This is a genomic window from Nocardia pseudobrasiliensis NBRC 108224, assembly GCF_001613105.1.
Taxonomy (GTDB): Bacteria; Actinomycetota; Actinomycetes; order Mycobacteriales; family Mycobacteriaceae; genus Nocardia; species Nocardia pseudobrasiliensis.
The window spans coordinates 1-9,844 of record NZ_BDBS01000089.1 but is presented as its reverse complement, the minus strand read 5'-3'; the positions used below and the strand labels follow the sequence as shown (position 1 = coordinate 9,844).

Genomic DNA, 9,844 nt, shown 5'->3' with positions numbered 1-9,844 from the left:
CGCCCGTCCCGGCGCCCGTAGCGCCCGCCGACGCGCCCTGGCCCATGGCCAAGGCCGCCCGCGCGATCCATCCGACCGTGCGGCCCGTCGCGGGCGTGCTCACCTCCGGCTTCGGGATGCGCTGGGGCGAACTGCACGGCGGCATCGACTTCGGCGATCCGATCGGCACCCCGATCGCGGCGGTCACCGACGGCGAGATCATCGAGGCCGGCCCCGCCTCCGGCTTCGGGCTGTGGGTGCGCGTGCGCCAGGACGACGGGACGATCGGCGTCTACGGACATGTCAACGACATTCTCGCCAGTGTCGGCCAGCGGGTGCGTGCGGGCGACATCATCGCGACCGTCGGCAATCGCGGCTTCTCCACCGGACCGCATCTGCACTACGAGGTGTGGGCCGATGAGGGCGGTACGAAGATCGATCCGCTGCCGTGGCTGCTCGCGCGCGGAATCGACCTGGGCCCCGCGCCTTTCGGCTGAGCGTCATACCCGGGTAGTGCGGCTGGCACCACCGTAGGGGGTGTGGTCACCACCCGCGGGGGACGTAGCGGTCGATGCCTCGAACCTAGCGTTCCGGCTATGACCAGTTCTGCTGCAGTTTCCGTCCGGCGGTGGCATCGCCCGCTGATGTTGGAGGCCGGCCTGATGGCGGCGCTCGCCGTATTCTGCCTGGCCGCGATGTTTTTCGATGCTCGTCAACTGTTCGGTGAGTCGGTGTGGCTCAAACCGTTGAAGTTCGCGATCGCGTTCGCGCTGTATTCGGTGACGCTGGCGTGGCTGCTGTCGTTGCCGCACAGATGGTCTCGCGTCACCAGGGCGCTGGGGGCCGTGTTCGCGGCGACCGGGGTGATCGATGTCGGGTTCATCGTGGTGATGGCCGCGCGCGGGACGTTCAGCCATTTCAATACCGATCACGCCGACAAGGTCAACGATATCGGGCAGTGGTTGTTCGCGACCGGGGTGCCCGGCCTGTTCTTCGCCAATCTCTTGATCGCGGTGATCGTTTCGTGGCAGCGGGTGGCCGACCGGCCCACCTCCCGGGCCATCCACTTCGGGCTCGCGATCTCCGTATTCGGTATGGCGCTGGGATATCTGATGGTGGGCACCGGCAGACAGTTGACGCACGATACCGCGGGCCGTCCGGTGGAATTGGCGGCCGGACATACCGTGCTGCCCGGCGTCACGGTCGACCGCGACGCGCTGGCGGGAATGCCGATCACGCATTGGAGCACCGTGGGCGGGGATATGCGGATCCCGCATTTCGCGGGCTTGCACGGAATTCAGATCCTGTTGCTGGCCGCGTTCGGATTGGGATTGCTGGCCCGGCGGCGGCCGTGGCTGACCGAGCGGGTGCGGGCCCGGGTGATCGGCGTCCTCGGCCTGGGGTACTTCGGCCTGGTCGCGCTGTTGCTGTGGCAGGCGTTGCGGGCGCAGTCGCTGATTCATCCCGACGGCCGCACGCTGTGGGCGTTCGCGGGGTTGGCGGCTGTGGTTGTCGTGGGAGTGGGGGGTGTGGTGGTTGCGGGGAGGCCCTCGACCGCTTCGCGGCCGAGGAAAAGGGAAGCGGCCCTACGGGAAAGGGAAGCGGCCCTGCGGGAAAGGAAAACGGACACGCGAAACAAGGGAACGGCCCCGCAGGACAACGGACCAGGCCCGCAGGACAAGGCAGCGGCCCTGCGGGACAAGAGAACAGCCCCGCGGGACAAGGGAACAGCCCCGCGGGACAACGGAACAGATCGGAAAGCGTTGGCTCGCTAGGGATCAGGATGAGCGGTTCTTCAGGAAGGACACGGCATTGGCTGCGCCCGCGACGGCGATATCGGTTTTGCCGTCGCGGTCGAAGTCGGCCAGGACCGGGGTTTGCGGGGCGAGGGTGACCGGGAATTCGCCGATCTTGGCGACCGTACCGTCGCCGTTGCCGCGCAGCACCACCATGGTGGAGCTGACGACAGCGGACATGGCGGCGTCCTTCTTGCCGTCACCGTCGAAGTCGCCCACCGCGATGCTGGTCGGGCCCGCGCCGGACAGGCCGACGCGGTTGGTCTTCTCGAAGCCGCCGCGTCCGTCGGAGATCAGCACGGTGGTGCTGAAGGAGAACGAATCGGCGGTGATCACATCGTCGATGCCGTCACCGTCGAAATCCCCCGCCCGCACATCCTCGGTGATCAACCCGCTGGTACTGGAACCCTTGCGGGTGAAACTGCCGTCGCCGTCGCCGAAGAACACCTCGACCTGTTGCAGCACATCATTGTTGATCGCCAGATCCACCGTGCCGTCGCCGTTGAACTTGCCGGTCGTGAACGCCGCCGAGGTGCCCGCGATCAGCGCCGACGGACCCGACCGCAATGTCCCGTCGCCATTGCCGAACCAGGTCTTCACCCCCGTCGGAACCATGCTCAGCACATCGGCTTTCCCGTCACCGTTCACATCCACGACGGCGACCTGCTGCTGCGCGCCCTCGAGAGTGGTGTACTTCTCCCCCGCCCGGAAGGTGCCGTCGCCGTTGCCCAGGAACACCGCGATGGTGGTCCAAGCCTGCGCGACCACATCCTGTTTGCCGTCCCCGTTGAGATCCCCCGCCGACACCGCCCCGAATCCATTGCCCGGCGAGCCGACCCGGGTGCCGCTGCGGAAGGTGCCATCGCCCTTGCCCGCCATGAGAATCGGCCCCACGCCCTGGAAGTCGGCGGCCACGATATCGGTGATCCCGTCACCGGTGAAGTCCGCGCCGACCATGCCGACCGGGGCGGGCCCCGGACCCCACGACGGGAAGTTGCCGCCCGATGGCGAATCCACCTTGGGCGCGAAGTCGATATGCCCCGCGGCGCCGGCAGGACCTGCCGCCACCACGCCGAAGACCGGTACACAGAGCACTAGAAGTAGTCGAATCGAAATGCCGCGAATGTGCATGAGATGTCCTGAGTCGAACCGAACCACGAGCGTGTGGTTCGACGAAGGTAGGACACTTGCGCCAGGTCACCGGTCCAGTTGGCTCGAATTCGTCGAATTGGCGGACGTGCCCGTATTCGACTGGGCACAGTGCCAGGCTCAGCGCAGCCGCTCGGCGTCCTTGGTGAGCATCACCAATGTCTCGGTCAGCGCCGCCAATTCGGCCGCGTCAGCGCCCTCGGCGACCGCGGTCGCGACATCCTCGGCCGCACACCGCGCCGCGAACCACCGATCGGCCAGATCGGCGGCCTCCTGCGCCGACAGCACCACCGCGTCCTCGGGAATCCCGGTGCCCTCCAGGCCCTTCCGATGCTCGTAGGCACGCTGCCGACAGGACTGGCGGCAATAGCGGCGACGCCGCCCGATCTCGGACTCGGCGATCTCTCGTCCACACCACGAACAGGACGACAGCACACGACGCGGCATGAGCCGAGACCTTAACCGCATGCGGCCCGTCGCGCAGACGGGCACGCCGAACTTTCCCCGCTCGTGACCGTGAAAGCATGGGCCGCGCGACCCAGGGTCGCAGACCGAGTAAAATGATGGGGTTGACCGTCGCCGGGAACTGTTATACGGCATGGCGCGTTAAGAGACATGTAGAGCGTTGCCGACAGGCTAGAGAGGACCGCACACCATGGCAGATCGCGTACTCCGAGGCAGCCGGCTCGGAGCGGTGAGCTACGAGACCGACCGCGACCACGACCTGGCGCCGCGTCGGGTGGCGCGGTACCGGACGGACAACGGCGAGGAATTCGACGTTCCGTTCGCCGACGATGCCGAGATCCCGCCGACGTGGCTGTGCCGCAACGGCCAGGAGGGCATCCTGATCGAGGGCACCACCCAGGAGCCCAAGAAGGTCAAGCCGCCGCGTACCCACTGGGACATGCTGCTCGAACGTCGCTCGAAGGAGGAGCTCGAGGAGCTGCTGCAGGAGCGGATGGAACTGCTCAAGACCCGGCGCGGCCGGGTATAGGTACAACAGGTACCTGTAGACACGACGAAAGGCCGCATTCCCCGCAGAGTGAATGCGGCCTTTCTCGTGCCCGCCTAGTGGCTGGCGACCTTGCGGTACTGCGCCAGCGCCAGCGGCACCGCGACCGCCAGAATCACCAGCGAGCAGTACACCGCGTATTCGACGCAATGCTCGGCCGGCCAGCCGTGCGGCTTGGCGAAGGTCGGCGGAGCGGCGTTGTCGAACAGCTTGCGGCCCGCGGCCGAGACCGCGGTGATCGGATTCCACTCCGCGATCGTGCGCAGCGGACCCGGCAGTGAATCGGCGGAGATGAACGCCGAGGAGATGAATGTCAGCGGGAACATCCAGATGAAGCCCGCGCTCTGGGCCACCTCGACCGTCGGCGACAGCAGTCCGGTCACCGCGCCCACCCACGACATCGCGAACGCGAACAGCAGGATCACCGCGAATGCCAGGACGGCGTCGGCGATTCCGCCGTTGATCCGCCAGCCCACCACATAGCCGCAGCCGACCATCACCGCCACCGACAGCACGCTGACCATCAGATCCGACAGCGTGCGGCCCATCAGCACCGCCAGCCGCGACATCGGCAGCGTGCGCATCCGGTCGATGATGCCCCGGTGTAGATCGTTGGCCAGTCCGACCGTGGTGAACGCGGCGTTGAACGCGACGGTCTGGGTGAAGATTCCCGCCAGCAGGAATTCGCGATACTGACTGCCGCCCAGCGATTCCGCGAAGATGTAGGCGAAGACGAAGACGAACATCAACGGCTGGATGGTCGCGGTCACCAGGAGCGTCGGCACCCGCGCGATGGTCAGCAGATTCCGGTATGCGACGATCCCGCTGTCGCGAAACACCCGCACCGGCGCGGAAATTCGAGCCACGCCGGTCGTGATCGGCTCGTCGGCGACCGCCAGCTCCGCGGTACTCACGACATGATCTCCTCTGCAATCTCGTCGGTTTCGGATTCGCCGGATTCCGCGGCCGGGGAGCCGGTCAGGGCGAGGAACACCTCGTCGAGGCTGGGCCGATGCACGGTGGCGTCGACCACGCAGACCCCGGCGTCGTCGAGGCGGCGCAGCGCCTCGACCATGGTGCGCGAGCCGTCGCCCACCACGATCGACACCTCGTCGGTGCCCGCCTCGTGCGCGGGTTCGCCGACGCCGACCTGGGCCAGCACCGACATCGCCGATTTCGGGTTCTGGCCCGCGGCCAGGGTGACGGTCAGCCGGTCGCCGCCGATCGCGGTCTTGAGTTCGTCGGCCGAACCGCGCGCGATCACCTTGCCGCGGTCGATGACCGTGATCCGGTCGGCCAGCAGATCGGCCTCTTCCAGATACTGGGTGGTCAGCAGTACCGTGGTGCCGTCGTCGACCAGTTCGCCGATGACCCGCCACATATCCAGGCGCCCACGGGGATCCAGGCCCGTGGTCGGCTCGTCGAGCACCACCACCGGCGGACGCGCGACCAGCGCCCCGGCCAGATCGAGTCGGCGCGCCATACCGCCGGAGTAGGTGCCCGCGCGCCGATCGGCCGCGTACTCCAGGCCGAGGGCCCCGAGCAGTTCGCTGGCCCGCGCGGCGGACTGCTTCTGGTTCATCCCGTAGAGCCGGGCGACCATGCGCAGATTCTCGAAGCCGGACAGGTTCGCGTCCACCGCGGCGTACTGACCCGACAGTCCGATGCGGGTGCGGGCGCGCGCGGGATCGCGCAGTACGTCGACGCCGGCGACGCGTACCCGGCCCTGCGTCGGTTTCAACAGCGTGGTGACGATGCGCACCGTGGTCGTCTTACCCGCGCCGTTGGGGCCCAACAGTCCCATCACCGTCCCGCGCGGGATCTCCAGATCTATTCCGTCGAGTACGCGGACCCGGCCGTAGTTCTTCACCAGACCTGCGACCTCCACCGCCAAACTCACTTGGCCTCCTCAATGTCGTCGGCGCGAGAACCGCGAGAACCGTTGCCAACCAAGTGATCTCGCAGTACGGGACCGATCACCGCGAGCGCCTCCGGCGTGGTCATACCGGAATGGCGGCACCGCACCTTCTGATCGTGGATCGCGCCGGTCACATACGGCTCCCAGGCCTGCGCGCACCGGGTGGGGTCGGCCCGGTTGATCTCGTCGTCGGCGGCGGTGAAGAACAGCAGATCGCCGTCGAAGACGCGGGGACGGAAACCGTGCGCGAGCACCGCGCCGTTGGCGTATCCGGTGTAGAGGCGCTGCAGATGCTCCACGGTCAGCGCCGCGAACGGACCCGGCCGGTTGCGCAGCAGTTCCACCGCGTCCTGCAGGGTCAGTCGCGGGTCGACCGCGTGGTCGCCGCCGAGCAGATCGCTGCCGAATTCGCCGATGATGTCGGCGATTCCGGGAATGGCGTGCTCGAGCCATTCGTCGGACAGCTGATAGCTGTCCATCATGCCCAGCAGCGCCACCCGCTCCCCCGCCTCCTGCAACTGCACCGCGATCTCGTGGGCGATCAAACCGCCCAGCGACCAGCCCAGCAGATGGTAGGGACCGTGCGGCTGCACCGATTTGATATGTGCCACATAGTCCTTCGCCGCCTCGATGACCGAGGAGTGCTCATCGGTATCGGATACGTGTGGCGCCTGCAGCCCGTACACCGGCCGATCCGGCGGCAGCTGCGCAAGCAGACCCGAATAGCACCAAGCCAAACCGATCGCCGGATGTACGCAGAACAGCGGCGGCACAGCCGATCCCGATGCGGATCGAATCGCCAGCAGCGGCTCCAAGGCCGCCGCGAGCGCGTCCCCGGCATTGGCGGCCAGCCGTCGCGCGATCGCCGCGGGACTGGAATCGCCGAACATCAGCTGCACCGGCATCTCGATCCCGGCCGAACGCAGCTGCGCCACCACCTTGGTCGCCAGCAGCGAATTACCGCCGAGTTCGAAGAACCCGTCGTCCGCGCCGACCGTCGCCACGCCGAGCACCTCGGCGAATGCCGCGCACAGCGCCGCCTCCACCGGCGTGGCCGGGGCCCGATAACCCGAACCGGCCCCGAACACCGGTTCGGGCAGGGCCTTACGGTCGAGCTTGCCGACCGGGGTCAACGGCACCGCGTTGAGCAGCGTGATCGACTGCGGCACCATGTAATTGGGCACGAGCTCCGCCACATGCGCGGTCAGCTCGGCCACCGTCGGCTCGCTCCCGCGACGCGGTTTCACATACGCCACCAGCGCCGTGGCCCCGGACGGGGTGCGATGACCCATGGTGGTGGCAAATTCGACCGCGGGATGGCGGGCCAGCGCCGCGTCGATCTCGCCGAGTTCGATGCGGAATCCGCGAATCTTCACCTGATGGTCGGTGCGACCCATGTAGTCCAGATCGCGACGGCCGTCCTGTTCCACCCAGCGCACCAGATCGCCCGTGCGGTACATGCGTTCGCCCGGTTTGCCGTACGGATTGGCCACGAACCGCTGCGCGGTCAGCCCCGGTCGATGCAGATATCCGCGGGCCAGCGCGGGCCCGGCCAGATACAGCTCACCGGTCACCCCGACCGGGGCCGGATGCAGCCGCGAATCCAGCACCATCGCCGCCACGCCGCGGATCGGACCGCCGATGGTGATCGGCGCACCGGGGGTCATCGGCGCGGAAATCACTGTGACGATGGTGGTTTCGGTCGGGCCGTACACGTTGTACAGCTTGCGGCCGGTACCCCACCGGTTCACCAGCTCCGGCGGCAGCGCCTCACCGCCGACCAGCACATGCCGCAGCGCGGTGACTCCACTCGGGTCGACGGTGCCCAGCGCGGCGGTGGTGATGAAGGCGTGGGTGATCTGCTCGTCGATGAACACCCGCGCCAGTTCCGCACCGCCGTACACCCCCGCCGGAGCGATCACCAGCGTCGCCGCCCCGCCCAGGGCCAGCAGCAGATCCAGCATGGCCGCATCGAAACTCGGTGTGGCGAAATGCAGGACGCGACAGCCCGGCCGCACGTCGAAACGCTGTGCGGTCTCGGCGGCGAAGTTCGACAGACCGCCGTGGGTTACGACCACGCCCTTCGGCACGCCGGTCGAACCGGAGGTGTAGATCACGTAGGCCGGATTGTCCATCCGCAGCGGCATCGGCCGCTCCTCGGCGGTCAGCGGCGTATCCGGGGTGCGCAGCACGCGTCGACGGAACGACGGGGCGTCGAGCACCGTCCAACTCGCGCCGTCGGGCATGCGTTCGCGATGCGCCGAGAGCGTGATACCCAGTGCCGCACCGGAATCGGTGAGCATATGGGCGATGCGGTGTTCGGGATAGTTCGGATCGATCGGGACGAACGCCGCACCCGCCTTGGCCACCGCCAGCGTCACCGCCACCGATTCGGCCGAACGCGGAATACCCAGCGCCACCAGGGTTTCCGGCCCGACACCGAGGGAGATCAGCACCCGGGCCAGCCGGTTGGTCCAGCGATCGAGCGCGTCGTAGGTGATCTGGGTGCCCTCGCAGCGCAGCGCCACCGCGTGCGGATTGACCCGCGCCGCGGCCTCGAACACCTCCGGCAGCGTGAACGGCCGATCGGCCGCCGCACCGCGCACCGGCGCCAGACTCGACCACTCCGCGCCGTCGAGCAGTTCCAGATCACCCACGGGCAGACCGGGATTCGCGGCCGCGGCGGTCAGCAACCGCACCAGCCGCGCGCCGAGTCCGGCCGCGGTCGCCTCGTCGAACAGATCGCGGGCGAAGTTCACCGAGACCGTGATGCCGTCGGGTTCGCGACGCGCGGTCCAGGATTCGGTGACGGTGAACTGCAGATCGAATTTCGCGATCCCCGGATCGGCGTCGGCGGCCTCGATCCGCAGTTCGGGCAGTTCCAGTACCCGCACCGGCTGATTGCGCACCGACAGCATCACCTGGAACATCGGGTGATGCGCCTGCGAGCGCGCCGGATTCAGCACCTCGACCAGCCGCTCGAACGGCACATCGGCATGCGCGAACGCCTCGAGATCGGTATCGCGCACCGCGTGCAGCAGTTCCGCGAACGACAGTCCGGCGTCCAATCGCGTACGCAGCACCAGGGTTCCGACGAACATGCCGATCATCGGATCCAGCGCGGGATGGCCGCGCCCTGCGATCGGCGTGCCGACGGCGATGTCGTCGACCGCGGTGATCCGGTGCAGCAGGGTCGCCAGCGCGGCGTGCAGCACCATGAACATGGTGACGCCGTGCTGCTGCGCGATCGCCTGCAGTTCCTGATGGGTCCGCGCGTCGATCGCGCAGTCCACCGTGCCGCCGCGATAGCTCGGCGCGGGCGGACGCGGCCGATCGGCCGGGACCGCCAGCAGTTCCGGAAGACCCTCCAGGGCGGTGCGCCAGTAGTCGAGCTGACGACTGATCACCGACTCCGGATCGTCCTCGCTGCCGAGCGTATCCCGTTGCCACAGCGTGTAATCGGCGTACTGCACCGGCAGCTCACCCCACGGCGTCGCCGAGCCCGCGCGATGGGCGGTGTAGGCGGCGGCCACATCGGCGGCCAGCGGTTCCAGCGACCATCCGTCCATGGCGATGTGATGCACCACCAGCACCAGCACATGTTCGTCGGCGGACAGCCGCAGCAGCCGCGCCCGCAATGGGGCCTCGGCCGACAGCTCGAAACCCTGTGCGGCCAAAGCGCTCACGGCCTGCGGCACCTGCGCCTCGGACACCTCGACGACCGGCAGTTCGATCGCCGCCTCACCCGGTTCGAGCACCCGCTGGAACGGTTCGCCCTCGAGCTCGCCGAAGACCGTGCGCAGCGTCTCGTGCCGCCGCTGCACCGCGTGCAGCGCCGCCCGCAGCGCCTCGACGTCCAGGTCGCCGCGCAGCCGCAGCGCGACCGGCACGTTGTAGACCCCGGCCACATCCGCGCCCGCGGATTCGTTGAACCGCGCGAGGAACCACAGCCGTCGCTGCGCCGCCGAGAGCGGCACCCGCGGCGGACGG

At 68.2% G+C, this 9,844-nt stretch carries 8 protein-coding genes; 3 read left to right on the top strand and 5 right to left on the bottom strand.

The features are described 5' to 3' along the window. Both NP4_RS39260 and NP4_RS39255 read left to right on the top strand, forming a co-directional pair. On the top strand, positions 1-476 hold a 476-nt coding region (locus NP4_RS39260), incomplete at its 5' end, for a M23 family metallopeptidase (protein WP_156524984.1). Between the two features lie 99 nt (positions 477-575). Then, a complete protein-coding gene (locus NP4_RS39255; protein WP_147287895.1) occupies positions 576-1,754 on the top strand; it encodes a hypothetical protein in 1,179 nt (392 codons plus the stop codon). Positions 1,755-1,757: 3 nt separating this feature from the next. Here NP4_RS39255 and NP4_RS39250 read toward each other — a convergent pair whose 3' ends face one another. After that, positions 1,758-2,870 (bottom strand): FG-GAP repeat domain-containing protein, encoded by a 1,113-nt coding sequence (locus NP4_RS39250; RefSeq protein WP_068009902.1) that lies wholly within the window; start codon positions 2,868-2,870, stop codon positions 1,758-1,760. A 174-nt stretch (positions 2,871-3,044) separates the two neighbouring features. Next, a complete protein-coding gene (locus tag NP4_RS39245; protein WP_062512128.1) occupies positions 3,045-3,371 on the bottom strand; it encodes a hypothetical protein in 327 nt (108 codons plus the stop codon). 208 nt (positions 3,372-3,579) lie between these two features. On the opposite strand from NP4_RS39245, the gene NP4_RS39240 reads away from it, so the two are divergent. Further along, positions 3,580-3,918 (top strand): RNA polymerase-binding protein RbpA, encoded by a 339-nt coding sequence (locus NP4_RS39240; protein ID WP_062512127.1) that lies wholly within the window; start codon positions 3,580-3,582, stop codon positions 3,916-3,918. 74 nt (positions 3,919-3,992) lie between these two features. On the opposite strand, the gene NP4_RS39235 is transcribed toward NP4_RS39240, so the two are convergent. From NP4_RS39235 to NP4_RS39225, 3 genes are all read right to left on the bottom strand, one after another. Then, on the bottom strand, positions 3,993-4,775 hold the full coding sequence (locus NP4_RS39235; protein WP_062512134.1) for an ABC transporter permease: 783 nt from the start codon (positions 4,773-4,775) through the stop codon (positions 3,993-3,995). Positions 4,776-4,846: 71 nt separating this feature from the next. Next, positions 4,847-5,836 (bottom strand): ATP-binding cassette domain-containing protein, encoded by a 990-nt coding sequence (locus NP4_RS39230; protein WP_068009901.1) that lies wholly within the window; start codon positions 5,834-5,836, stop codon positions 4,847-4,849. Then, a partial coding sequence (locus NP4_RS39225; RefSeq protein WP_156524983.1) for a non-ribosomal peptide synthetase occupies positions 5,833-9,844 on the bottom strand: 4,012 nt, incomplete at its 5' end. The genes NP4_RS39230 and NP4_RS39225, both read right to left, overlap by 4 nt.

Bases quoted from the DNA above. Each gene is read 5' to 3' on its own strand.
- NP4_RS39255 (WP_147287895.1), top strand. From the start codon at position 576: ATGACCAGTTCTGCTGCAGTTTCCGTCCGGCGGTGGCATCGCCCGCTG.
- NP4_RS39245 (WP_062512128.1), bottom strand. From the start codon at position 3,371: ATGCCGCGTCGTGTGCTGTCGTCCTGTTCGTGGTGTGGACGAGAGATC.
- NP4_RS39240 (WP_062512127.1), top strand. From the start codon at position 3,580: ATGGCAGATCGCGTACTCCGAGGCAGCCGGCTCGGAGCGGTGAGCTAC.